Origin of the sequence: Prosthecobacter dejongeii, assembly GCF_014203045.1 — a bacterium.
GTDB lineage: Bacteria > Verrucomicrobiota > Verrucomicrobiia > Verrucomicrobiales > Verrucomicrobiaceae > Prosthecobacter > Prosthecobacter dejongeii.
In genome coordinates this window covers 105,718-131,027 of the sequence record NZ_JACHIF010000008.1, presented here as the reverse complement: position 1 = coordinate 131,027, position 25,310 = coordinate 105,718, and the positions used below count along the sequence as shown (strand labels likewise).

Genomic DNA, 25,310 nt, shown 5'->3' with positions numbered 1-25,310 from the left:
ACCATCTTGCGTATCGCACGAATTCAAAAATCTGATCTGTGATTTAATTCGTTCAATATTAACGCATTAAATCAAACAGACTCTCTGGCTAGCGGCATGCAAAGATGGAGGGTGTCAATCAGCCTCTTTCGGCTGCGCGAAGGGATGTCCCTCAATTCGATCGAATGAACGACATCAGTTCCGCATCGAAAGATTTTGATTCCAATTAACCACCCTCACCATGAAACACTTCTATCTCCTCTTATGCGCCACGCTACTTGCGGTGGCTGCGCCGACTCAGTCGGCGCGTGCTGACGTGGATGTCTCCATTGACTTCTTCTTTGATGCTTTGAGCCCCCATGGCGACTGGATCTATGCCGACGATTACGGTTATGTTTTCCAGCCCGCAGTTTCACAAGAGCCTGGATGGGCTCCGTATTCCGATGGCTACTGGGCCTACACGGACGCAGGCTGGACCTGGATCTCGAACGAAGACTTCGGCTGGGCCACTTATCACTATGGACGCTGGATCCGCATGAGCGGAAGCTGGGTCTGGGTGCCTGGTTATGAGTGGGCGCCCGCCTGGGTCTCTTGGCGCCAAGCCGACGACCACATCGGCTGGGCCCCCCTGCCCCCTGAAGCACGCTGGTCCGTCAGCATCGGCTTCAATCAGTGGACCGACAGCTACTACGATGTGGGTCCCTCCTATTACAACTTCGTGCCGTTCAATCTCTTTGCTCGCCGCACCTCCCTGCGGCCCGTCATCATTGATCGCAGCCGCAACTACACCTACATTGACCGTTCGGTAAACATCACCAACATCTCCTATCGGCAGAATGTGGTGAATAACATTTTTGTCGGTGGGCCTGACCCCTCCCGTTTTGATCGAGGTGAAAACCGCATCCGCCGCTTAAGCCTGCGTCGCGATGACGACCGCTTCCGCAATGAGTGGCAAAATGAGCGCGGTGAACGCCCGCGTGGTTTCGATAGTCTTTCACGCATTGAGCGCGACGAATTGATCGTCGCGGCCCCATCCATCCGCAGAGATAACTCCCTTCGCCTTCCTTCTCGTGTAAAAGAACGGCTTGAGCGCCCTGAAATTGACCGAGGCTGGCGGGGCAGCGACACACAGGCCGTGGAGCGCCTGCGCGAGCGTCAACGCGAAGAGTTTTCGAAAAATAGGCCTGCCAATCTACCCGACAAGGCGATTGATCTGGTAACAAGTAAAGTTCCACCTCCTGCCGTAGGACGCCTGCTAAAGCCCGAAGAACGTCGTGGCCCCGGCCAGCGCCCTAGCCCAGGTCGGATTGATGAAGAAGTGCGCAAGGCCATGCCTTTAGGTCCAGATGGAAAACCTCGTGACCCTCGCGAAAGAGACGGCAGACCCGATGTTAAAGATATGCCGCCTACCCCCGGGACGCCAAACCGTCCAGGAATGCCAGACCGTGATGGCCGCCCTGGCGATAGCCCAAGAGATGATCGCATGCCTCGTGATCGCACCCCAGATGCTCGCAATGATGAAGGTCGTATGCCCGGCATCAATCCACGCGAACAACCCGACCGTGACCAACCCAACAAACAACCTGATCGCCCGGGAATGAATAAAGATGATCGTCCAGATCGTCGCCCAGGAATGAATGATGGAGATGACCGCCCAGACCGCCGTCCTGGAGTCAAACCTAATGAAGCACCACGCCCAAGATTAGCCCCAGGCGTTGTCCCAAATGATGAGGTGCCCCGCCGCGGAGGTGTTCCCATGACTCCCCCTAAAACCCAGGATGCTCCACCAGCTCCCAAAGTGATCCCAAAAGCTCCCGATCTGCCAAAAGATCGTTCAGATCTACCCAAGGTTCGCCCGGAATCTCCTAACATGCGTCCAGATCGGGATTCTGACACCCGCCGTCCAAGTGGCGTCCCAAGTGCCCCCTCAAATGCGCGCCCAGTCCCCATGCCGGAACCTCAGCGCATCCCAGAAGCCAAACCTAAGCGCATGCCAGAACCTGCCGCACCAAAAGTTAAGCCGGCTCCGATGCCTAAACCTGAAGCCCGCCCTACACCTGCCACGAAACGACAAGAAGAAGCCGCTTTTCGCTCTACGCGCCCCGAATCACGACCAGCGCCTCAGGTGAAAAAACCTGCCCAGCAGCCCCGCCCACAGGTTCAGCAAGCGGCTCCCTCCCCACGACCTGAGGTGAAAGAGGCAGCCCCCCAACCCCGTCCACAAGTTAAACAGGCCGCTCCTCAGGCACGCCCAAAACCTACGCCCGCTAAAAAGCCCGCTAGCGCCGAGGCTGAGCAAAAGCGTCGCGAACGATAATTAAGTCTTTCTGTGCAATGCGTGCGCCTGGACCAGGCGCACGCATTTTTTGTCTTATGCAGGAAGCCTCCACAAGACAGACCTGTATCCCTAAGCTCCAATCGCGAACCAATTGAACCCTGCCGCATACACCCGAGTGCTGGCCCAGGTGGAGATGACAGCCGTAAAACCTGCCTCGCTAATCTGGGTAACGTTAATCGTCAGCCGTGCGCTATCTCTTTGGTCAATATCAAAACTGGTGATCCCTAACTGCACGACCGGAATCGTCATAAAGGGTGTGTCAAAAACCACCTCTACCACGAAATTGCGCGTTTGTTCCTCCCCTGGTTCTAGGGTTGCTAAACACCAACATTCCGAAAGAAGACTGAAAGAAGCAGATGAAGAAAGAATCTTCCAAGGGGTAGGAGTAGTCATCATAAATTCTGTGTGTGAGCAGTATCTGGGCCGCATTTCTGGGCGGTGAATTGAAATCTCACCCGTTTCAGAAGACAGTCTGGGTAAGCAACTTTTCAGACACGGATTCTGGTGTGTTCAGAACTTTCTCCCTTGGGATAACATTCTCATCCCTCAATCAAAGCCTCCAGATCACTTTCTTGTAACCCGGCCATCAGAGGAGACTGCTCATCAAGCGCCGCCTCCACCAAACCTCTTTTTTTAGCTTGGAGAGCGAGGATACGCTCCTCCACCGTTCCACGGATGGCCAGACGGTAGGCCGTCACCACCCGCTGCTGGCCAATACGGTGAGCTCGATCTATCGCCTGCGATTCCACCGCCGGGTTCCACCAGGGATCTAGCAAAATGACATGGTCTGCAGCCGTCAGGTTGAGACCATAACCACCTGCTTTTAAACTGATGAGAAAAACCCGACAGGATGGATGTGACTGAAAGGTCTTCACCTGGGCATCCCGATCCTGGCTACTGCCATCCAAATAAGCATAGGGTGTTTTTTGCTCCCCCAAGTAATCACGAACCAGGCGTAAATACTGGACGAACTGACTGAATATCAGGACCTTGCCTCCTCCTTCAATGATACCATCCAGCCGCTCTTGAAGCATTGGCCATTTTCCAGACAGGTCTTCACGCTCCAGTTTACCCAGTGTATCACCTTGCAGCCCAGTCAGCCGCAGGTCACAGCAGGCTTGGCGCAGACGCAGCAAAACAGTGAACATGGTCATCTTCGCCCCACCTTGTCCCGAACGTTTACGGGCAGCCTTGATCTCCTCGCGCCCTTCTTCCAGAAGACGACGGTAAACCTCACCCTGTGCAGGCGAGGGATCACACCAAAGTACTTGCTCAATCTTATCGGGCAGGTCCTTGAGCACTTCGCGTTTGGTTCGCCGCAAAAAGTAGGGGCGAATGAGCTTTTTCAGGCGCTCGCTCGCCGCCTGCCCCGCAGGTGTGCCCAATGCGGTCTGGATGGGCTGATCAAAACGTTCTTTGAAATTTTCACGACTGCCGAGGTAACCGGGCAGAAGAAATTGGTAAATGGACCAAAGATCTCGGGTGCTATTCTCCACCGGAGTTCCCGTTAAGGCCACTCGGGCATGCGCTCGCAGACTCCGCAGGCTTTTGGCCGCATCCGTATCCGGGTTACGGATGTAGCTAGCTTCATCCAATAAAATAAGCCCAAAATTTTTAATCTTTAATTTATCAATATCTCTAACAATCAACTGATAAGTGGTAATTATCACGTTCCATGCGTCAATACTATTCAGCAATGAATCACGCTTACTACCTTGAGAAATTGCCACCCTCAATTGGGGTGCAAAGCGCTCAAATTCAGACAGCCAGTTCCCACAAAGTGACTTAGGACAGACAATGAGTATCGTTTCTTGAGCCTTTCTCTGTGACAGGAAACTGGTCACAAGCGCGATACTTTGCACGGTTTTACCCAGCCCCATCTCATCTCCCAGCAGCCCACCGCGCCCAGCCAAAACCAAAGAGGTCATCCAGCGCACCCCGAGCAACTGATAGGGTCGCAAGCGCCCACCCAGTTCCCCAAGCTGCGTAAGGGTAGTCTTTTCATCTGGAAGTGGGGTAGTCGCCTCAGATTCTGGCAAAAAGTACCCCGCATGCAGGGAGCTGATGCGGGCACCATCGGGAGTGATTTGTAGAGGAACGTCCTTCAGAGTGTCCTCAAATTCCTCCACTTCCTGGAGATCTAGCAGGTATTTTTTCCCATTCTTCCCCTGCACAGAACGCTGCCCAGAGCGGACTAACCGTAACACCTCAGCACGCGGTAAACGGAATCCATCAGGAGATTCATAACCAAATTCCATCACAAGCCAATCCGAGCCCGCCCCGCGCTCCCCCTCAGTTGGTACTTGCCGGACCTGTGGCTGAATTCTGGCCACGCCACGGGTAGCTGCACGCCATTTCTCCCCCTCGACCACTCGCAGTTCATGACGAAGACGAGGCAACTCCGAAGCATAAAACCGCATGACATTGTCCTGCCCCATAAGGCGAAACACTTCCGTATCTGTCGTCCCAAGTTTGATACCTGCCGTTTTGAAACCCAGAAACTGAAGACGCGCTAATAACCGCGCTTCAGCATGTCTGTTAGAAACGTAAAAAGTACCGGGAGAATCTTGATCCTGAATAGGAAATATTTTTTCAATCGCCACTGAGGTGGAACCCGAGGTGAGATTCCAACGATGCCCTGCATATTCGGCGGAGAGGGTCACATCTGCCGCCTGGAATGAACCATCCAGGTGAAGAACGAAGTGACAAGGCACCGGGACAACATGGAACTTCTCCAACGTCGCCCCCCGCATTTCGACTTGGAACACCTCAGATAAAGCCTCCCGATGAGCCACCAGCCAAGTCAGAGGTCGACGTGTAGGAAGCTCAGCCAATATTTGGACCACATCTGCTGAAACAGCGGGAATCGAAAAGAGACTCGTAGTCTCACGGCAGGTCCACCACCCTGCGGGCTGAGTCTTGAAAAGCGGCTGCTGGCCGACTCCCTCTAATTTCAGCGTTACTTGGTCACCTGCAGATTCGATCAGCAAAGGGAGGCGCATCGGCTCAAATGCCACAGCCACCCCCACGCCACCTCCAGACGGTTTTCCCGCAATGACACGAGGATGCCCAGCCAAAAGGGGCAGCACATCTGCCAAAACTTTGGCATTAAGAGACATCGGGGCGCTTTGGGCCTGAATCCCCTGCTCAGCCAGCCATGCGGCGAACAGCGATTCCTCCGCTTCACCACCAGCTACAAACTTCACATAAGCTCCCAAAGGTTCCTTCACACCTCCGCCAAAAAGACCTTCCGGCAAAAACAGGGTGTATCGTCCAGGTACACGCCGGGGCTGGCGCACTTTAGGTGCTGGCTGGACTGGAGCCGAGGTTGAACGAGCCCCCATCGTTAGCGGCGTGGGTGCGCCCACTGGACGCGAAGCCCCTGGGACCGAGCGAGCCGGAGCCGGGCGCAGATGCAAAAGAGCGACCGCGAGCGAATGCTCGCAGATCATGCTTCGGCGGGCTGCTGGACAGGTGCAGAGGTTGTCCACATCGCTGCGGCTTTTGATGCGGAGGCCGCAGGCAAATTTCACCTTACCGCTCCCGGCTAAGCCACGCACAAGGCTGGCCTCTACCGTTTGCAGTTCTACAAGACCAGCTTCCACGAGGCCACGCGCGGCCTTCATGGCTTGCCAGCCACCGATTTCTCCCAACCATTTCTCCGTGAATTCCATTTCTTTCTGGCGCGGGGCATGGTTCCCGTTCAATGTCTGTCGTCAAGGCAACTTATGCGGATAGTCGCGATCACCAATCAAAAGGGCGGAGTGGGTAAGACCACGACCGCTGTTAATCTGTCTGCTTGTCTCGCCCAGCGAGGCGTTCGCTGCTTGCTCATTGACCTGGATTCTCAGGGCAATGCCACCAGTGGACTCGGTTTGGCTAAAGAAGAAGGTGGCAGCATTTATTCAGCCTTGGTTGAAGGCAGCGACCCGCACGACGTTATCCGCAGCACACGTCTGCCCAATCTTTCCATCATCCGCAGCCACCAAGAACTGGCTGGCTGTGAGATCGAGCTAGCCCAGCGGGGAAATCACCTCACCCGCCTTCGTGAAGTGCTGGATCAACTCCGTCAGTCAAACCACTTTGACTATGCCTTCCTTGATTGCCCCCCCTCGCTGGGAGTCCTGATGACTTCCGCCCTCGCGGCAGCGGATGAGATGTTGGTGCCCATCCAATGTGAGTACTTCGGGTTGGAAGGGTTATCGAGCATTGTACAAGTCGTTCAGCAAATCCGCGATTGCGGGGTAAACCCGAACCTTCTGTTAGAAGGTATCGTCATGACGATGTACGACCAGCGAGCCAATCTGGCCAATCAAGTCGTCAATGACGTGAAGAGCTACTTTGCAGAGGTCATATACAATACCATTATCCCGCGAACCGTGCGCCTGGGAGAAGCCCCCAGTTACGGAAAGACGATCATTGAATATGAATCTTCTGGTCGTGGTGCTCAGGCTTATCGCGCGCTGGCAGAAGAGTTCATGGCCAGACGTGCCAACAAATAGTTGGAAGACAATTCCACTTGAGAAGGTTCCGTTACTGAACCCAAAAGTAGATTGGGCTCACGCCTCACTTAGATGTTCTAAAGAACACGTAATTATAAAAATATTAACTTACCTAAATATTTAGTTGGCACTTAGCGTATGGAGTCTATTATCCGCTCCAATTATTATGATCCGTCCTGCCACCCCGATCATGCACTTGGCAGAGCTACCTGCCCGCTCCGCATCCCGGACATCCGTGTCTGGCTTTGATTTTGCCTTTATTGTTACGGCGGCCCTCTTTGTTCTTGTGGGCTGCTTCTTCATGCTCGATCTCGCCTCTGCTCATAGCTCTGGCAAAGACAGCGCAGCCTTAGAATTCCTTGCCGAAACATCCATCTGGCTGCCTGCTTTGGCCAAGGTGGCTGGAAAATATGTCCTGTTGCTTCTTGGAAGCGTTCTGAACTCTGCCTTGATTGTGCTGCTCGTCCAGAGCCTGCGCACCATGGATAGCAAGATCAGCCGTCTGACCCCGCGTTTCTCGATGAGCGGTTTCCTGACCTCGACTCGGGTGGAAAACATCCGTGGCAAAAAAGCTCACCTCGAAAGCCAACGCTCCGGCAAGCGCCGAGAAGCTTCGGCCATCCGTGAGTCCAGCCCGTTCCTGCTTTCGCCGGTGTTTCGTTAATGGACAGTCTCTTCTGCTGCCTGGCGCTTCCTGCATTCTTCAGAATAAAGAATTACGAAAGCTGCGAGGTAAAAGACCATCCAATGGCTTGAGAAGTCACGAACTGTAGCCACATCCACATTCGAAGGTGAATCTATTCCTGTAGGATGGTTGAAGATAGAGGTGACAAAGTTCAGGACGGCGTAAATACATACGCTCCAGAAAACCTGCCTCACCCACGCGGGACTGTCGGCCAACATGACCTTCCAAACATCTTTTCGAGGGATGCCTTTGGCGACCCGGTTTCCCACAATGACCGCAGGAATAAAGACGATAAAAACTCCACCATGCAGCAGCATGACTGAGGAAGGGAACGCCTCCACCATTCCCGTGATGGCTAGAAAGTGAGAGGTGACACTGACGCTGAATCCTGCCAATGCCAGGACCTGAAAAGGGCGAGTCCAATGCATGAGGTTATCTCACCTCAGAACTCTCCACGGAAAACGCAGCGTGCCGTCGGTGTCTCGTAAATGACGATTTCGCAGAGGCCTGGAAGTTGCGGAGACAGTTTTTTCCAGAGCCAAGCCGCCATGTTTTCGATGGTCGGATTCTCCAGCCCCTCGATCTCATTCAGATAAGCATGATCCATGCGGTCCAGCAGCGGCTTCATGGCCTTGCTGATTTCGGCATGATCATAAACCCAACCGATATGGGGGTCCACCTCTCCTTCGACAGCAATCTCCACTTTAAAGCTATGACCGTGCATCTGGGTGCACTTGTGATTACCAGGGAGATTAGGCAGCGTTTGAGCAGCCTCGAAGCGGAAGTCTTTAATGATGCGGCAGCGCATGAGATTTGAAGGGATAGCCATTAACCCGCTTCTGCTTGCAGGTCAATTCCCTGGCTTCGCCACGGTCTCTTTAGGTGGCATAAGGGTGATACGAAGACGCTGAACTTGACCATCCCAGGGAGTGCTATCAGGAAAATCCGACACGCTCAGGGGGCCAAAGCTTTTCCCTGCGCTCAAGCCCTCAGTAGGCTGAGAAGGAAAACCATCGGCAAAAGGAGTCACCCCCAAAACTTCACTCCGGCCAGGGACAGCCAACGACATAAGCCCATCGGCATCAATCATCGCCCTCACATTGCAGGAGCCAGCGACTAAACCATCTCCCGTGATGGAAGTAACTTTGCCCTCTTGGAAGAGGCTCAGCGTCGGCTTCCCTGCGACCAAATGTAAAGCCCAGCCCATCTTTGCATGACCCTGGGAAACAAGGGTGCTGTCTGCATCCACTCGCGGATTATAATCAAATACAGCGTCCACAAACAGCCCCCTTCCCTGAATGCTTGGAGATTCCTCAGCGCTCAGCTCATCACCGATTTGCAGTTTCAGATGCACACTGCCGTCATCACTGGGCTTAGTGCCCACCTCTTCGGGCATGCGAGAGGCACGTTTAAATTCCTTCGGGAAATAGGCAGCTAGTTCTTGTTTCAATGCAGCATGAGAAGGCTCTGCTGCCACATTCGTCCACTCATGAGGGTCAGACTGGTGATCATAGAGTTCCTCACTGCCATCTGCGTATCGAATGTAACGCCAGCGATCACTCCGCGCCGCATAGCTTACCTTTTTGCCTCCCCCCATGGTGGTAATGGCAGGCCCCTCGCTTATGCTGGAGGGATCTTTCAAAAGAGGCAGCAGGCTGTGGCCGTCCAGGTGCTCAGGTTTGGCGATCTTAACCAAATCACAAAGAGTGGGATAGAGATCAACCAGCGACACAGGCTGATCACTGACAGTGTCTTCTTTTGTCAAACCTGGGGCGTAGATCGTCAGGGGCACACGGGTGGCCTCCTCCCAAAGTTTGCCTTTATGCCACAGGCGCTTTTCGCCAAGATACCAGCCGTGATCCGAAGTGAAGACGATGATCGTATTTTTTGCATTCGGGCCAGTGGCCAGCGCATCCAGAACTTGGCCCAGCATGGCGTCACAGAAAGCCACGCTGGCTAGGTAAGCGCGCACCGCTTCCTGCCACTGATTTTTTGTCACGATTTCATCGTGATGACTTCCTGCCTTATTATAGGAGCGAGCAAATTCAGGCACATCCTCCAGATCTCCCTCCTTCACCTCTGGCAGTTGAATGCTGTCCAGCGGGAACAGGTCAAAATACTTCTGAGGCACATACCAGGGCGAGTGTGGACGATACAGGCCCACAGAAAGGAAAAAGGGTTTTTTGGCTTTCTGTTTAAGAAACCCTGCCGCCCAAGTGGTGACCGCACCATCTTCCGTCAATTCATCCGGCACATCAATCTGGCCCCAATCCCAATGCCAGGAATTCATGCCATTAAAATTTTGCCCCGTATGCACAGGCAGGTCAGGAATCTGCACTCCCGTCTCAGGAAAACGGGTATCCCAGGCGGCATCCTGCTCGAAACCACGCCGGCCCCCATGCCAACCCGCGAGGCGACCTTCAGGCCCGCCATGATTGGCATGAAAAATTTTGCCCCCGGCGGCTGTGGCGAACCCCATGGTTTTAAAATGCTCAGGCAAGGTCGGTTTGCCGATCACCTGCACACTGCGCCGCCAATCCTGCTCATTGCCAAAAACGCCACTGGAGGCTGGCAGTAGCCCCGTCAGTAAGCTTGTGCGAGAGGGATTGCACAGCGCATAGTTGCAGTGGGCATTAGTGAAACGCATGCCCATTTTGGCAAGGCGATCCATGTTAGGTGTCTGCGCCTGCGGATGCCCGCCCATCCAGCCTACATAGTCTTTGAGATCATCAGCCATGATGAAAAGCACATTCGGCTTACCCGCCGCACTACGGGTTTTGGCTTTAGGAGCCGCCACGGCGGTGATGGAGCCGAGACAAAAAACAAGGAGAAAAAACCGGACGGGGAAAAACATCTCACTCAATGGAGCATTCCCAGCCATCACTTGCAACTCGCTCGCACAATCCCTCTCCGGCAATACGTAGGTTTGCCATGCGTTTCACTCCCCTCCTCTGTCTCCTGGCCGCGACCACCTTCGCGGCCGATGTCACCCCGGTCACCGTGGATGCCGCCCGGTTTCCTAACCTGCAGGCTGCCTTTGACTCCGTTCCTCTATCCGGAGGGATTGTGATGCTACCACCTGGTAAATTTGAAATCACCGAACCTTTGCGAATTCACACGGAGGATACCCGTATCGTAGGAGCTGGTGCAGCTACCTGCATCATCAATAAAAACGAGGAGGGCAAACCTGCCCTAATTCTGCGCCCACCCACATTGGATCAGGATAAAAAGGCCAAACTATGGCGCATACAGTTGGCAGATTTCCGCATCCAGGGGCAGGAGAAGAGTGGAGATGGCATCTTTGCCGAATCCATCCAAGAGATCTATCTCAGCGGGATGTCGGTGGACCACCATGGAGGCCACGGCGTACAATTGCTGGATTGTTTTGAAGACCCACGCATCAATGGATGCATCTTCACCTATAACAAAAAGTGTGGCATTGAGATCATCAACTGTCACGACATCGTCGTGAATGCCAACCACTTTGAGGAGAATCAAGATGCCCTGCACTGTACCGATTCCTTCAACCTTTGCATGAATGGCAATAACGTGGATGATCACTTGCGTCACGGAGTGGTGATCGAAAACACCTATGGTTCCGTGGTCAGTGGCAACATGATTGAAGAGTGCAATGGTACGGCCGTGATCCTAGATCGTGATTGCTACGGCATCACCCTCAGCGCCAACGTCATCGCTCACCATTTGGAAGGTGGGATTGACCTTCGCGATGCTCACGGCTGCTCGATAAGCGCCAACACCTTCACCATCGCCCACAAGTTTTCCGTGCGTATCAGCGCTGACTCTGGGCGCAATACCCTTTCTGGAAACAACTTCTGCAACACCCACATCGGAGCCGCGCAGGATAAACGCCCTGCCGAAGGTAAAACGCCCATGAGCATCGATGAAGGCACGGGCATTCTACTCGAAGGCCCCTCTCATTGCACCCTGAGTGCGAATACCTTCAGCGGACTTTCCTCTGCCGCCATTTGGAGTACCAAGCCCTGCAAAGGCATGATGATCACTCAAAACTTGGCCACCGATTGTGGACGAAAATTGTCAGAAGGTCAGGGGTGGTTTGTGATGGAGACAGACAAATCCAGTCTGGTCAAAGACAACCTGGAATCTCGCTAAATGACGCTTCCAGAGGCAGTTTGGGGAGATTTGAATCCCTTGATCGCAAATTTAAGAATCCAGAAACCCAAATTAAATCGTTAAGAATCAAGTCTCTCAGATCCGAAGAACCACCTTGCCCCCCTTTGTTTAATCTTAATAGAAAATGCAGATTGACCAAAACAGGCAACCCTCTACAATCCGTAAGTAAGATGCTGGATGTACAACGCAATCGCGCTGCCATTTTACGGGATGAAGTTCACTTCACCCGACGTATTCTGATTGCTCACCTTCTGTGCGGCATTTCCATAGTGGCCTTATTGATCAGTCATGGTTTGTTGTTGTGGGCCGTAGCGGCAGCTTTGTGGTACATTTTAACCATTCTCCCTCTCGTGGGAATGATGTCCGCCAACAGCTTTTGCCGTCATTTGTTAGGCTTGATGTTTTTGCTTTTTAGCGCCACCGGAGTTTTCTTTTTAACGCAAGTCGCCCCCTCTTTGAATACTGAAAATGAGGCTTTGATTCCTCATGATTTCCTGCCTTTTTGGTTGGGAACGCTGAACTTACTCTACGCTGTCGCTGGGGTGTGCCTTATGATGCATCGTAAAGTGCGCAAGGCCGTAACTATCGGATTTTCACTCTGGTAAGACGCGTTTCGCGAACCAAGCTAAAAACTCGCGGTTGCCGTCGGTTCCTTGGATGGAGGATTCTACGATCCCACGCCATTCTAAATCTGGGCACCCTTCCACAAAGGTCTGGATGCGGGCGCAGGCTTTGAGATGAAGTTCTGGCTCACGCACGATGCCCCCTTTGCCGATCTCCTCGCGGCTGAGTTCAAACTGAGGTTTTACCAAGACCAGGGCCTGGCCACCCGGCTTTAAAGCAGAAAGCGCCCCAGGAAGAACCAATGTGAGCGAGATGAATGAGACATCCGCAACGATGAAATCAACCTGCTCAGGCACATCGGCAGGCACGAGATGACGGACATTAAAATTCTCACGGCAGATCACGCGCGGGTCATTGCGTAACTTCCAGACCATCTGGTTTGTGCCGACATCAAAGGCATAGACCTTGGCAACCCCGCGCTGGAGCAGACAATCTGTAAATCCCCCGGTGGATGCACCCACATCCATTGCCACCCAACCGGCGACATGGATCCCGAAATGTTCGAGGGCCCCCTCCATTTTGAACCCACCTCGGCTCACAAAACGAGGTGGTTCCTTGACCCTCAAGACCGCATCCTGCCGTATGAGCCACCCCGGTTTAGTGATGAGTTCTTCCCCAAGGAAAACCTCCCCTGCCATGATGAGCCTTTTAGCCTGTTCACGGGAAGGTACCAGCCCACGCTGAACGAGGGCGAGATCAAGACGAATCCTGGCCATTAGCGGACCACAGGGGCGATGATTTCGTCTCCAGGCTCAACTTCTACCCCTGAAGGAATGGAGGCAAAATCCAGGTCGGCCACCGCTTCGGCTTCTTCGATAGCGTCGGTCAGCGTGATTTTGGCCAGCACCGCATTGGCCCGGCGGATTTCAAATTTCTGACCTCTCTTTAGACCTTGTTTGGAACCTGCATCCAGGACCACGAAGCCTTGCTCCTTGACCACGGTTTTCACTTTTGCGATGGGTAGCGATGCCAGGATTTGCTTCTGTAAAGGTGTGACGGTGTTCGTGGAGATGCCTTTAGACTCGGCCTCGGCGACAGATTTAGGAATCGTCAACCCGCCGCCAGGCAGTGTGCTCGTGCCCGCCATAGCTTCGGCAGGCGGTGCCGTTGGGGCTAGCGCGATGGTGCCTGGGGATGGAGGCGGCGTGATGCTAGCCGCAGGAGCAGATGGGAGAGGGATCAAAGATCCCTGGTCTGGTTTCGCCGTCTTCTCCGCACGGAGTTGTTCTTTATCAAATTCACGCTCGCGCTTCAGCCCTTTGATCTCTTGCTGCCCTTCCCAGGCTAGGTAGCTGGTGATGGCCAGAAGGATGATGGTGAGTGCCAGAGCAAAGTGAGTCAGTCGCATATCCCTATGTAAACTCGGTTTGAGAAAACCGAAAAGCGAAATCCTCGCCCCTTGCACCTCCGCACATGCGTTTCACTATACGATGCACATGACGGATATCGCATTTTTCAGGTTGCCCGGTGGACGGGCGTGGATCGGCCAAGGCCCCTTTGAGTCTTTCGCAGAGGCCCCAGCCGGGGGCGGGGTGTTCTATGTCAACGATTTCGACCTCACCGACGCTAAGCCTTGGAAGAAGCCCGCACGACTTATTGAAGTAGCTCCAGAAACCCTTGCCACAACCACGGGCTGGAATGGCGCACAGCCCCCCCACATCCAGTGGGCGAAGCCTGCGACCGAATGGTTCAAAATGGCCTTTCGCAGGATTCGGCGCGAGGTGCTAGCTCGTCGGCTTGAAAAAATGGTGCCCGTCTTGACGGAAAGTGGGACCATCACTGAAGGTGATCCTGTGCGGCTACTAGAACGTGTGATGTCAGCCCCCACCAATACCTGGGGCTACGGCTGGGTAAATGCCCAGGGCGGCTATCTGGGTGCAACGCCTGAATTGCTCTTTCGGCTGCAGGGCCAAACGGTGGAGACCATGGCCCTCGCTGGAACGGCCAAACCTGGGGACCAGGCTGCTTTTCTCACTGATGTTAAAGAGATCGAAGAGCATGAGATCGTCGTGCGCTATCTTACAGATCGGCTTAGCACATTGGGCCAGGTACAGCGTGAGCCACGCGGGCTATGCCAGACGACTGGACTGCTGCACTTCCAAAGTCATCTGCGTGTGACCCTAGAGCGCCCGTCAGAGCCAGGGGCTTTGGTGAAGGAACTCCACCCCACACCTGCTGTCGGCTGCCTGCCCCGCGAAGAACCCTGGCTGGCCCGTCTGCGGGAGTATCGCAGCCAATTGAATGTTCCTGGTTTCTTTGGGGCTCCTTTTGGTTTTATCGAGCCTGGGGAAATCCCCACTTGCCATGTAGTTGTGGCCATCCGTGGCATGAGTTGGGCAGGTAACCAAGCCCAACTCCCTTCTGGCTGTGGCATTGTGGGCGGTAGTGCCTTTGACCACGAATGGCGGGAGCTCAGGCTGAAGCGGGAATCTGTGATTGCGATGCTGGGGCTTTAACCTTTGTCCCCCTGCCCTCTACATGAATACTCACATCATCCGCTCTCTCATCACCGCACTCGCCCGTATGGGAGTGGCGGAGGTCTGTGTGGCTGCGGGAGCACGCAATGCACCGATCATCGCGGCTTTGACCGAAAGTGAAGGTGTGAAGCTTTGGAATTTTTTCGAAGAACGAAGTGCAGCCTTTTTCGCCATTGGGCGCATCTTGGCAGATCGGGCCCCTGTCGCAGTCTTGACGACTTCGGGGACCGCTGCGGCAGAGCTACTGCCCGCAGCCATTGAGGCACACTATCAAGGCCTCCCTCTGGTCTTGATCACGGCGGATAGGCCACGCCGTTTTCGTGGCACGGGAGCCCCTCAGGCGATCGAGCAAAAAAATCTTTTTGGTGACTATGTCTCCGCCTGTCTGGATGTGGAAGTGGGCATCAGCATGTCATGGCCCACCCGCATCGGTCCGCGCCCCTTACACATCAATATTTGCCTGGACGAGCCGTTAGATACCAACCACAACGGCGTGGATTTCCTAGCCCACCATGGCCCGGCCGCAGCCAAAGCACCGACGGCCCCCGTTTTCGCGGTCGAATCTCTGCCCACGGCCATTCTGGTCTCTGGTTTGACCAAATCGGAGGCCCAGAGTGTCGCTCCAGTATTGGCTAATTTAGGGGTACCGATCATGGCTGAAGCCACATCGAATCTATGGGGCAAATGGGCAGATAAACCCAAGCTGGACCACCTCTTGCATGTAGCTGCAGAGTCTCACTTCCAGGCACTGGACGTTCAGCAGATCATCCGCATCGGTGGCGTGCCGACTGCTCGCTGGTGGCGAGATCTTGAGGACCGACCAGAGATCCATGTGACCAACATCTCACGCCTCCCTTTTCCCGGTCTAGCCCGCCAGCAGCGGGTGCAGACCCTTCCTTGGTCTTGCCTTCAGGGTTTGGCTAAATTCCAGCTACCTCCTGCGATTGTCGCCAGCAAAGCCCCAGATGTGCAGGCCTGCATGAGTGACTACCCACTTTCAGAACCAGCCTGGATCCGAGAGCTGGCCATGCATATCCCAGCGATGGCTCGCGTGTTTCTGGGAAATAGCTTACCGATTCGTGAATTCAATCTGGGGGTAAGTTCCCTTCAGCATGAAGTGGAATTTTTCTCCAACCGCGGGGCCAATGGGATTGATGGCATCGTTTCCACTTGGTTAGGCATGAGCGCTATTGTTCGTGAAAGTTGGCTTGTCATTGGCGATCTCAGCGCTCTGTATGATCTCGCAGCTCCATGGATCATGCCCCAACTTCCTCAGGGGAATCGCAAGCTTGTCGTCATCAACAATGGAGGTGGTAAAATCTTTTCCCAGGTTTCCTCCTTGCGTAGCCTGTCACGCCAGGCCCGCCACATCATCGAAAATCGCCACCGTGTCACCTTCGCCCCCTGGGCTCAGATGTGGGGGATGAATTACCTGCAAGTCACACATCCAGACCAACTGGAAGACCTTCCGGAAGGCCCCCTCCTGATTGAGATCGTGCCAGATGCGGAGCAGACGGATGCCTTCTACGCCGCAATTAAGTGATAGGTCAACCTAACTAAGAGTGCGTTCACAACCAACCCCGCCATGAATAGATGTGGCTGCCGATCCACTCGTGCAGCCAAGCATCAAACAGTTCGAACGAACCCACGTAAGGTAGATGGATCCAATCCACTTCTCCGAGTCGGTGAAAGCTGCTCATGTAATGGCAAGGCACAGGCACGACTGAAATGCCTGCTTTCTTAAACGTACCCACTGCACGTGGCATGTGACTGGCCGAGGTAACGAGGAGAATCTTTTTCCAACCACGTTTTTCCATCAATTCGGCGACTTTGAGTGCTTCATCTCGAGTGTTGGTACAAACGCCCAGACTGATTTGCTCAAAGTTCAGCTTGGGGTAATTGGCCAAGTTGTCAAAAATGGCATCGGCTTCGGAAACGAACCGACCTTCGTGCTCATAACCGCCGCCGCCGATCACCAGGACTGGAGCCACTCCTGAAATAGCCATGGATAAAGCTGTGGCAATGCGGTCCGCCCCACGAGCCAAGTGCATCCCCGTCGGCTCCATCAGAGAAGGCTCCACGCCGCCGCCCAGGCAAACAATCGCGTCTGCGCTCTGCATCTCTGCGGCGGCAGGCAGCGAATGACGAGATTCCAGACCGGCCATCAGCCACGATGGGATTGAAGTGCAGGAGATGGTCGTCAAAATCAACCATGCGCTCATCGGCAAGAGGGACCAACGCCAAAGCCTTTTCCACAGCATGCGCAGCAGCCAAACAGTGAGCAGTAGCCAGGCCAAGCAAAAGGGCTGGAGCAGGTAGAGGAGTTCCCGCAGGATGGCGTTCATATCATTGACGGACCGTCTTAGCAGCTTCCCAGGCAGCATCCATTTCCTGTAAAGTTGCTTCCTCTAGTTTTTTCCCTTCACGGGTGATGGCTTGCTCAACCGCATGAAAACGACGAACAAACTTTTCGTTAGTCGCAGCCAAGGCAGCCTCAGATTCCACCCCTATTTTTCGAGCTAGATTGACTACGCTGAACAGCAAATCACCCAGCTCTTCTTCAATCTCAATGGCCTTTCCCGAAGCTAATGCCGCCTCCAACTCAGCAGCCTCTTCCCTGATTTTTTCAAAGACAGGTGCCGTATCAGGCCAATCAAAGCCTACCCTTGCAGCCTTCTTTTGCAGCTTTTGCGCTCTCATCAGAGCGGGCAGCCCTCCGCCGACACCATGCAAGAGACCTTCTTTTTGAGTGCCTTTTTCCTGCCTCTTGATGGCATCCCACTGCGTCAATACGGCGGCAGAATCACTCGCACTCGCGTCTCCAAAAACATGAGGGTGGCGGCGGATGAGTTTTTCCGTCAATCCCGTCGCCACGGCATCCAAATCAAAGGTCCCTGCCCCAGCGGCGATCTCGGCATGTAGCACGGGCTGCAAAAGCAGGTCTCCCAGCTCGTCACAAATCTGCGCACTGTCACCACTGCGGATGGCGTCCACCACCTCATAAGCTTCTTCCAGCACGTGAGGGATGAGGGTTTCATGCGTTTGCTCCTGATCCCAGGGGCAGCCACCGGGTGCACGCAGACGATGCACGACGTAACGCAAACGGGTCATGGGATCGGGATGGTCAAGGCTCATATCTGCACGCGATAGCCGCAAAAGCGCCAGATGAAACGTGAAAATGATTGATTCACAGACGTGCGCGCCTACCTCATGCATCGTCAGTGCATTTTCTCCCGTAAATCCTTCCAACCCCACTTAACTATGGCCTCCGAAGCAGTCCTCAATCTGAACGAATCCAACTTCCAGACGGAAATCTCCAGCAGCACGGTTCCAGTGATCGTGGACTTCTGGGCTGAATGGTGCGGCCCTTGCCGCATGCTTACGCCGATCTTGGAACAGTTAGCGACCGAAAAAGGCGCGGCCGTTAAGGTCACCAAAGTCAACGTGGACGAAAACCCCAATCTCGCCGCCCAATACGGCGTTCGCTCCATCCCAATGTTGCTGTTCATCAAAAACGGTGAAGTGAAGGAAACCGTCGTGGGCGTGCAGTCTAAAGATGCATTGTCTCGCAAGCTGGATGCCCTGGCTTGATCTAACACGCAGAGCCTTAATTTTTAAAAGCCAGTCATCGCGAGGTGACTGGCTTTTTGTTGACTAAAAAAGGGCGTCCTTCGGCAGGACGCCCTTCAAATCCGCTTCAGACAAACTTTGGGTTAATCCTGATTATTTCACCGGACCCAACTCCGCCTTCAGGTTACCAATCTCGGCATCGCCTTCGACGAGGCCCAGAGCCCATTTGATGCCGCCCAAGATGTGTTCCTGGTAAGTTTTGGCGATCTCAGGAGAGTTTTTGCGATCCTTCGTTCCTTCTTTCCAGGTCGGATCCCAAACATCTTCACGGTGGCCGAGGGAGGTGTAAAAGACTTTGCCCTTACCGAACTCTTTGCACCAGGAAACTGGATAATAGCCAGGGGTACCTTCATTCGGATGGCTGTTCAGTCCCATGAGGGCATGCACCTGGGCGGGATCATAGCTCTTAAAGAGGTAAATCTCGTCAAACACACGCCAACCTGTGGGCACGGGTTTAGTAGCTGGATGAGCCGGGTCATGAAGGACTGGCTGCACTTCCACCTGGGCCTTGTGAGTTTGAAATTCACCACCCAGCATGTCCACATAACCCCGGAAAGGATGGTAGGTATCCCCACCGGAATGCATGGCGACAAAGGCTTTGCCCCCCTTGATCAATTCCACAAAACCATCGCGGTCTGGGAACTGAAGATCGCCTGTCGTATTGGCAAAGATGAAACCGTCATAACCTTTGATTTTCTCAATGGCCATGTTCTCAGCCATGTAGGCCTTCACTTTTTCATTCCAGGCCGTATTGGCTGTGTTGTAATCAGCCAGAGCTGTGCTGTAAGCCTCCTGCTTGGCTTTGAAAGACTCATCCGTTTCATTCGGCTTTTTCTCTGGGGCTTTGCCTGGATTTTTAGGCTGACCTTCTGGCTGATGAACATAGTCCACGGTAAAAGCGCCGGACGATTTGCCCAGTTCAGCCAAGACCTTTTCCGCCGTTTCAATGGAAGAATGGCGGAAGCCAGTGGTCACGGTGACAACGAGGAGCTTTTTAGGTGCATCAGCAGCCTGGGCTGTGAAGCCCGCCAGCGCGGCAGTGAGAGTCAAAAATGTACGACGGATCATAGAGTTGGGGTTGGGTTGACAGAGACCAAACGTGGGCTAAATACCAAGACTTACCACCACGGACGCGAGGACGACCTCGCAGCTCCATTTTTCACAGCAGGGACGACCCTGGCAACACTTGTTTAAAATGGCTTGGATCTATCTTTTGTTGGCGGGACTCACGGAAATCGCTTGGGCAATTGGCTTGAAACACACCCAAGGGTGGACACGGCTATGGCCCAGTGTCTTCACAGCCAGTCTCATGGTCATCAGCTTTAGCCTGCTTTCTCAGGCCCTGAAGACGCTGCCCATCGGCACAGGTTATGCCGTATGGACGGGTATCGGTGCGGTGGGCACGGCCATCATCGGCATCGTCTTTTTTGATGAGCCGCGCACCGTCGTACGGTTGATCTGCATTGCCTGCATCCTGGTCGGCATCATCGGTCTCAAGATTAGCTCGCCCACCTCATGAGGCTTCGCATCATCCTAACGGCAATCCCTGAATCTGCCGCCGCAGGAGATCCAACGCAGCCTGCGTAGTCAGCAGCTTGAACCGATCACGAGAGATGGGGTAAAAGAACTTCCGCACCACCGTCTCGTGTCCTTTGGAAGCCAGCCCGACATACACGGTGCCCGCTGGCTTTTCCTCAGTTCCGCCCGTGGGGCCTGCGATGCCTGTGATGGACAGTGCATAATCCGCACCGGATGTGCGCAGACAGCCCTCAGCCATGGCTTGCGCCACAGGCTCACTCACGGCCCCGTGGAGTTGCAGGAGATCGGCCGCTACGCCGAGGTGTTTTTCCTTGGCTTCATTCGCGTAAGTCACAAAACCATGCCCATAGACCTTGGAGGATCCACTCACATCCGTGAGGCGACTGGAAAGATACCCTCCCGTGCAGGACTCTGCGGTAGCGACCCACTCACCCCGTTCAGCCAAAAGTTGGATGATCACCTCCTCCAAAACACGCCGATCTTCGGACAAAATGAATTCGCCTAGACGATCCCGAACGATTTCAGCCCCCGCATCCACGGGTCCGGCAAGACCTGCGAGACGCACATCCACATCCCCTTTGCCGATGCAGTAGCCCAGTTCCAGTCCAGCGATGGCCTCCAGGTCTTTTTCGACTTTCTCGACGATCTCTGACTCGCCAATACCAGTCAGTTTGAGATAAATTACGCGACGATTGGCACCATCGGGTAAAAGTGCTCGTAGGCGCGGCTCCACACAGTTCTCCACCATGGGTTTGATTTCGCGCGGTGGCCCAGGCAGCAGGAAAATGTGGCTATTCCAGCCTTTAGCAGCCCCGAGTTCTGCGGGGAAATAGAGACCAGGAGCTGTTCCAAAAGCGTTTTCGAGCACGGTTGCCCCCACCGGCACCATCGCCTGGCGGAGATTCGAGACAGCCGGCACTTTGTTCCGTTTAGCAAAATAGGCGTTAAGCTGGGCCGTCACTCCAGCATCTTGCACCAAAGGCAGGCCGAGAAGCTCAGCCGTAGATTCCCGCGTTACATCATCATTCGTCGGTCCTAATCCGCCCGAGACTAAAACGACATCGGCCCTCGAAGCCGCCTCTTCGATCGCCTCTCGAACAGCCCCACCGTCAGGAACAATGGTCTGACGAGCGACTTCGATACCCAAAGCCGCCATTCGTTGGCCTATCCAAGCCGCATTGGTATTGATGGTGTCACCGAGGCAGAGTTCGGTACCGGTATTGACGAGTTCTAGGCGCATGGTGGCAGCAGATAGAGGCAGGAAAGCGTGACATCAAGAGGCAGCAGAAGGCTGGTCATTTCATCATGCATTTGCATCTTCGAATGATCTTCAAGCCCAGTTGCATGAAGATTCCTCGAATTACGTCCTTTACAAAGTTGCAAGCGTAGCAAAAGGGCTCATTCTGCCTGACCTCCAACGCCATGACTGCCACCGTGCCCTTCCGGGCAAATTCTGACCTTCTCGACGCTCAATACACAGACTGGAAAAAAGATCCACGTTCCGTGGATGCCACCTGGGCTTCTTTCTTCGAGGGCTTTGAGCTCGGCCTCGCTGAACTGACTAAACGCCAAGCGAAGACAGACAAAGCCGGATCAAGCTGCGGGGAGGCCCTTTCTGAGAAGACCCTGAGCTTCCGCATGCGCGTAACCAACGCCCTACTCGCCTTCCGCTCTCTAGGCCATGTAGCAGCTCACGTAGATCCGCTCTCCGCTTCCGCGCCTGATGCTCCATCGCTTTCAGTCGAAGGCCTTGGCTTTAGCCATGACGAACTGAATGAAGAGGTACAAACTCATATGTTCAGGAATGGCCAGCCGATGAAACTGCAGGCCATGCTTGAGGAACTGCGCCGCATATATTGTGGCACAGCAGGATATGAGTTCATGCACATCCATACTCCAGAAATCCAAAACTGGCTGCTGGAGCGCATTGAAAATAGGCCTTTCGAGCCCGCCCCTGCGGCTGAAGAACAGGTGGACGCCCTTCGTTGGTTGCTTGAAGCAGAGACTTTTGAGCGTTTCCTTCACCGCCGTTATGTTGGTCAAAAGCGCTTCTCCGTCGAAGGCGGGGAATCTCTCTTGGTAGCCCTAGAAACCGTGCTAGAAAATCTGCCCCGCCTAGGCGGCAAAGAGATCGTCATGGGCATGGCTCACCGTGGTCGCCTCAGTGTCCTAGCCAATTTCCTGCGCAAGCCGCTGGAGACACTGTTTTACGAATTCACGGAAAACTATGTGCCTAACATGGTCGCAGGTGATGGCGATGTGAAATATCACTTGGGCTTTGAAACCATTCGCAAGACCCGCGATGGCCATGAAGTCGCCGTGATGCTGGCACCGAACCCGAGCCACCTTGAGGCGGTGGATCCTGTCGTCGAAGGCATGGCCCGCGCACGCCAGCGTTTCCTCGGAGATACCGCTGACCGCAAACAAGTGATCCCCATCCTCGTCCATGGAGACGCTGCATTCGCAGGCCAAGGCATCGTTACGGAAGTGCTGAATCTTTCCCAACTTCCTGGCTACCGCACCGGAGGAACGATTCATTTGGTCGTAAATAACCAGATCGGCTTTACGACGCTTCCGGCAGATGCCCGCTCGACGAAGTATTGTACCGATGTGGCTAAGATGGTGGATGCCCCCATCATTCATGTGAATGGTGATTGCCCGCTGGAAGTGGCCCATGCAGCGAAACTGGCCATCGAGTTCCGCCAAAAATTCGCCCGCGACATCGTGATTGATATTGTTTGTTATCGTCGCTACGGCCACAACGAAACGGACGAGCCTGCTTTTACTCAGCCCAACATGGCGCGCTCCATCGCCGCCCATGCTTCGACTGCGGCTATCTACAAAGGCGTGCTAGCTCAGAAAGGTGTCTTGGATGAAGCCGGCGCTGCGGCTTTGCAAAAAGAGCTTGAAGACGAACTGGAGGAAGGCGTCAAAACCCTGGCGGAACGCGAAGCCAAAATGGGGGATAATCCCTATGAAGGCTCAACCGCAGAGCCTCAGCCTCCGTTTAACTTCGACCCAGTGCTGACAGGCGTTGCTGAGCCTGAACTGAAAGCTCTGGGGGAGAAGTTGCTTCAAACTCCCGAAACCTTCCGCCTCCACCCGACCATTTCTAAGCGGTTCCTAGCGGCCCGCAAAAAAGCTGTGGAATCAGGTGAAGGCTTTGATTGGGCATATGCCGAATCTCTTGCCTTCGGTTCTCTTTTGACCGAAGGCCTCGGAGTCCGCCTTTCTGGCCAGGATGTGCGTCGTGGAACCTTCAGCCAGCGCCATTGCGTGTTTTATGATACGGAGACCCGCGAACGTCACATCCCGTTGAACAATCTGTCGGAAGACCAGGGCCGATTCTGTGTCTATAACAGTCTTCTTTCAGAAGCCGCTGTGCTGGGCTTTGACTATGGTTATACCTTACTAGCACCCAATGTTCTCATCTGCTGGGAAGCTCAGTTTGGAGACTTCGTCAACGGCGCCCAGGTGATCATTGACCAGTTCATCGCCAGTGCAGAAAGCAAATGGCAACGTCCTAGTCAGCTCACCATGCTGCTGCCCCACGGCTATGAAGGCCAAGGCCCTGAGCACTCCAGCGCCCGTCTGGAGCGCTTTCTCCAGCTTTCTGCTGGCCGTAATTGGCAGGTGTGTAACTTCACCACTCCGGCCCAATATTTCCACGCCCTTCGCCGTCAAATGAAGCGCGGTTTCCGCAAACCGCTCATTGTGATGACACCAAAGAGCCTGCTTCGTCATCCGAAGTGCGTCTCGAAGATTAGCGACATGTCTGAAGGCACCTCTTTCAAAGAGATCTTGGACGACGAACATCTGCTGGGACCTGCGGAACGTGTTACTCGTCTCATCCTTTGCACGGGCAAGGTTTATTATGACCTTTTAGAATTCCGCGAGCAGAACAAAATCAAAAATGCGGCGATTATTCGTGTGGAGCAGCTTTATCCTCTCCACGAAGACCTGCTCAAAGAAATCGTCGCCCGTTATCCTCGTGCTCAGAAGAAGTGGGTCTGGTGCCAGGAAGAGCCTCGCAACATGGGTGCCTTCAGTTACATCCGTAACCGCCTCTCCGATATTTCCGGCCACCGCGTGCGCTACGCGGGCCGCGAGCGCAGTTCCAGTCCTGCAGCAGGCTCCAAGGCCATCCACGTGCTGGAGCAGGAGAAACTCGTTGAAGACGCCTTCTCTGTTTAAACCACGCGGCCCACGCATCTGAACTGACACCTTTCCTTAGCCATGCCTGACATCAAAATCCCCGCACTCGGCGAATCTGTCGCCGGAGGTCAAATCGCCAAATGGCACTTCAACAATGGCGATGCCGTCAAAGTTGGCGACATCCTTCTGACCCTGGAAACCGATAAAGTGGCTGCAGAGGTCACTGCCGAATTTTCAGGCATTCTCACCATCGGCAGCCAGGCAGGGCAAGATGTGGAAGTGGGAGCCGTCGTGGGTAGCATCGCAGAAGGTGCCGCCGCACCTGCTGCCGCAGCCGAAGCCCCTAAACCCGCCCCTCCAGTGGCACAGGTTGAAGACGCCAAACCAGCAGCACCTGCTCCTGAAGCCAAGCCTACCCCTGCGCCCAAAGCAGAGGCCGCCCCTACGCCTAAACCTGCCCCTGCTCCTGCCGCAGCCAAACAGGAAGGTCGGACCACGCGTAAAAAGATGACGCCTCTGCGCAAAAAGATCGCTGACCAACTCGTCAGCGCTCAGCAGACAGCGGCCATCCTCACCACCTTTAACGAGTGTGACATGACCAACATCATGGCCATGCGCTCTAAGTTACAGGATAGCTTTGTGAAAACCCACGGGGTGAAGCTGGGCTTTATGTCCTTCTTTGTCAAAGCAGTCGTTGAAGCCCTCAAGGCCGTGCCAGCGATCAATGTCCGTGTCGAAGGAGATGAAATCATCCAGAATCATTTCTATGACATCGGCGTCGCTGTAGGCACTGAAAAAGGCCTCATCGTCCCAGTTCTTCGTGACACAGATCAAAAGTCTTTTGCAGACATTGAGAAAGACATCCTGGGTTATGCAGCCAAGGCCAAAGAGGGTAAAATCTCCATTCCAGACCTTAGCGGCGGCGTGTTTACCATCTCCAATGGTGGCGTTTACGGTTCCCTGCTCAGCACGCCGATTATCAATCCTCCTCAGAGTGCTATTTTAGGCATGCACACCATCCAGCAGCGCCCGATTGCGGTGGATGGCCAGGTGGTGATCCGTCCGATGATGTATCTAGCCCTCAGCTATGACCACCGTGTGGTCGATGGCAAAGAAGCTGTGACCTTCCTGATCCGTATCAAAGACTGCATTGAGAATCCGGCCCGGATGCTCGTCGGTGCATGAAATGACACGAACTTTTCTGTTCGTTGAACGCAGATTGGTGTTAG

The 25,310-nt window shown here is 54.3% G+C and carries 22 protein-coding genes; 11 read left to right on the top strand and 11 right to left on the bottom strand.

The annotated features are described in order from the left end of the window. Positions 1–220: 220 nt before the first annotated feature. Entirely contained in the window at positions 221–2,296 is a 2,076-nt protein-coding gene (locus tag HNQ64_RS17635; RefSeq protein WP_184211097.1) for a DUF6600 domain-containing protein, read from the top strand. 90 nt (positions 2,297–2,386) lie between these two features. Here HNQ64_RS17635 and HNQ64_RS24180 read toward each other — a convergent pair whose 3' ends face one another. Then, positions 2,387–2,710, bottom strand: coding sequence for an H-type lectin domain-containing protein (locus tag HNQ64_RS24180; RefSeq protein WP_281382957.1), 324 nt, complete (start codon positions 2,708–2,710; stop codon positions 2,387–2,389). Positions 2,711–2,856: 146 nt separating this feature from the next. Further along, positions 2,857–5,991, bottom strand: coding sequence for a DEAD/DEAH box helicase (locus HNQ64_RS17625; protein WP_184211093.1), 3,135 nt, complete (start codon positions 5,989–5,991; stop codon positions 2,857–2,859). A gap of 54 nt (positions 5,992–6,045) precedes the next feature. Here HNQ64_RS17625 and HNQ64_RS17620 point away from each other — a divergent pair, with 54 nt between their 5' ends. Together HNQ64_RS17620 and HNQ64_RS17615 are read left to right on the top strand one after the other, a co-directional pair. Next, entirely contained in the window at positions 6,046–6,819 is a 774-nt protein-coding gene (locus HNQ64_RS17620) for a ParA family protein (protein WP_184211091.1), read from the top strand. 166 nt (positions 6,820–6,985) lie between these two features. After that, positions 6,986–7,483 carry a hypothetical protein gene (locus HNQ64_RS17615; protein ID WP_184211089.1) on the top strand — a complete coding sequence of 166 codons (498 nt, stop codon included), beginning with the start codon at positions 6,986–6,988 and terminating at the stop codon, positions 7,481–7,483. Here the strand turns inward: HNQ64_RS17615 and HNQ64_RS17610 are convergent. The 3 genes from HNQ64_RS17610 to HNQ64_RS17600 form a co-directional block, all read right to left on the bottom strand. Then, positions 7,480–7,821: a hypothetical protein gene (locus HNQ64_RS17610; protein WP_184211087.1), complete on the bottom strand. Its 342-nt coding sequence runs from the start codon at positions 7,819–7,821 to the stop codon at positions 7,480–7,482. The genes HNQ64_RS17615 and HNQ64_RS17610 overlap by 4 nt on opposite strands. Positions 7,822–7,946: 125 nt before the next feature. Continuing rightward, entirely contained in the window at positions 7,947–8,312 is a 366-nt protein-coding gene (gene queD, locus HNQ64_RS17605; RefSeq protein ID WP_184211085.1) for a 6-carboxytetrahydropterin synthase QueD, read from the bottom strand. A 42-nt stretch (positions 8,313–8,354) separates the two neighbouring features. Further along, positions 8,355–10,358: a sulfatase gene (locus tag HNQ64_RS17600; protein WP_184211083.1), complete on the bottom strand. Its 2,004-nt coding sequence runs from the start codon at positions 10,356–10,358 to the stop codon at positions 8,355–8,357. A gap of 77 nt (positions 10,359–10,435) precedes the next feature. Here HNQ64_RS17600 and HNQ64_RS17595 point away from each other — a divergent pair, with 77 nt between their 5' ends. Then, positions 10,436–11,635 (top strand): right-handed parallel beta-helix repeat-containing protein, encoded by a 1,200-nt coding sequence (locus tag HNQ64_RS17595; protein ID WP_184211081.1) that lies wholly within the window; start codon positions 10,436–10,438, stop codon positions 11,633–11,635. Between the two features lie 191 nt (positions 11,636–11,826). Continuing rightward, on the top strand, positions 11,827–12,261 hold the full coding sequence (locus tag HNQ64_RS17590) for a hypothetical protein (protein WP_184211079.1): 435 nt from the start codon (positions 11,827–11,829) through the stop codon (positions 12,259–12,261). On the opposite strand, the gene HNQ64_RS17585 is transcribed toward HNQ64_RS17590, so the two are convergent. Beyond that, positions 12,250–12,996, bottom strand: coding sequence for a TlyA family RNA methyltransferase (locus tag HNQ64_RS17585; protein ID WP_184211077.1), 747 nt, complete (start codon positions 12,994–12,996; stop codon positions 12,250–12,252). The genes HNQ64_RS17590 and HNQ64_RS17585 overlap by 12 nt on opposite strands. Beyond that, the gene (locus tag HNQ64_RS17580) at positions 12,996–13,628 is read right to left on the bottom strand and encodes a hypothetical protein (protein ID WP_184211075.1); all 633 of its coding nucleotides are present in this window, start codon (positions 13,626–13,628) and stop codon (positions 12,996–12,998) included. Before HNQ64_RS17580 ends, HNQ64_RS17585 begins: the two co-directional genes overlap by 1 nt. 88 nt (positions 13,629–13,716) lie before the next feature. Between HNQ64_RS17580 and HNQ64_RS17575 the strand changes: the two genes are divergently transcribed. Both HNQ64_RS17575 and menD read left to right on the top strand, forming a co-directional pair. Then, positions 13,717–14,736: a chorismate-binding protein gene (locus HNQ64_RS17575; protein ID WP_184211073.1), complete on the top strand. Its 1,020-nt coding sequence runs from the start codon at positions 13,717–13,719 to the stop codon at positions 14,734–14,736. A 22-nt stretch (positions 14,737–14,758) separates the two neighbouring features. Then, positions 14,759–16,300 (top strand): 2-succinyl-5-enolpyruvyl-6-hydroxy-3-cyclohexene-1-carboxylic-acid synthase, encoded by a 1,542-nt coding sequence (gene menD / locus HNQ64_RS17570; protein WP_184211071.1) that lies wholly within the window; start codon positions 14,759–14,761, stop codon positions 16,298–16,300. Positions 16,301–16,325: 25 nt separating this feature from the next. Here menD and HNQ64_RS17565 read toward each other — a convergent pair whose 3' ends face one another. Beyond that, positions 16,326–17,102 carry a YdcF family protein gene (locus HNQ64_RS17565; RefSeq protein ID WP_184211069.1) on the bottom strand — a complete coding sequence of 259 codons (777 nt, stop codon included), beginning with the start codon at positions 17,100–17,102 and terminating at the stop codon, positions 16,326–16,328. Between the two features lies 1 nt (position 17,103). Further along, complete coding sequence (gene mazG, locus HNQ64_RS17560) at positions 17,104–17,892, bottom strand: nucleoside triphosphate pyrophosphohydrolase (protein WP_184211067.1); 789 nt, start codon at positions 17,890–17,892, stop codon at positions 17,104–17,106. Positions 17,893–17,967: 75 nt separating this feature from the next. Here mazG and trxA point away from each other — a divergent pair, with 75 nt between their 5' ends. Beyond that, on the top strand, positions 17,968–18,348 hold the full coding sequence (gene trxA / locus HNQ64_RS17555; protein ID WP_343075907.1) for a thioredoxin: 381 nt from the start codon (positions 17,968–17,970) through the stop codon (positions 18,346–18,348). Positions 18,349–18,480: 132 nt separating this feature from the next. Here the strand turns inward: trxA and HNQ64_RS17550 are convergent, their stop codons facing one another. Next, positions 18,481–19,455, bottom strand: coding sequence for a ThuA domain-containing protein (locus tag HNQ64_RS17550; RefSeq protein WP_184211063.1), 975 nt, complete (start codon positions 19,453–19,455; stop codon positions 18,481–18,483). 127 nt (positions 19,456–19,582) lie between these two features. Here HNQ64_RS17550 and sugE point away from each other — a divergent pair, with 127 nt between their 5' ends. Beyond that, a complete protein-coding gene (gene sugE / locus HNQ64_RS17545; RefSeq protein WP_184211061.1) occupies positions 19,583–19,906 on the top strand; it encodes a quaternary ammonium compound efflux SMR transporter SugE in 324 nt (107 codons plus the stop codon). 9 nt (positions 19,907–19,915) lie between these two features. On the opposite strand, the gene HNQ64_RS17540 is transcribed toward sugE, so the two are convergent. Next, the gene (locus HNQ64_RS17540; RefSeq protein ID WP_184211059.1) at positions 19,916–21,166 is read right to left on the bottom strand and encodes a competence/damage-inducible protein A; all 1,251 of its coding nucleotides are present in this window, start codon (positions 21,164–21,166) and stop codon (positions 19,916–19,918) included. 182 nt (positions 21,167–21,348) lie between these two features. Here HNQ64_RS17540 and HNQ64_RS17535 point away from each other — a divergent pair, with 182 nt between their 5' ends. Both HNQ64_RS17535 and sucB read left to right on the top strand, forming a co-directional pair. After that, positions 21,349–24,120, top strand: coding sequence for a 2-oxoglutarate dehydrogenase E1 component (locus tag HNQ64_RS17535; protein ID WP_184211056.1), 2,772 nt, complete (start codon positions 21,349–21,351; stop codon positions 24,118–24,120). Positions 24,121–24,162: 42 nt separating this feature from the next. After that, a complete protein-coding gene (gene sucB / locus HNQ64_RS17530) occupies positions 24,163–25,266 on the top strand; it encodes a dihydrolipoyllysine-residue succinyltransferase (protein WP_184211054.1) in 1,104 nt (367 codons plus the stop codon). Positions 25,267–25,310: the final 44 nt, after the last annotated feature.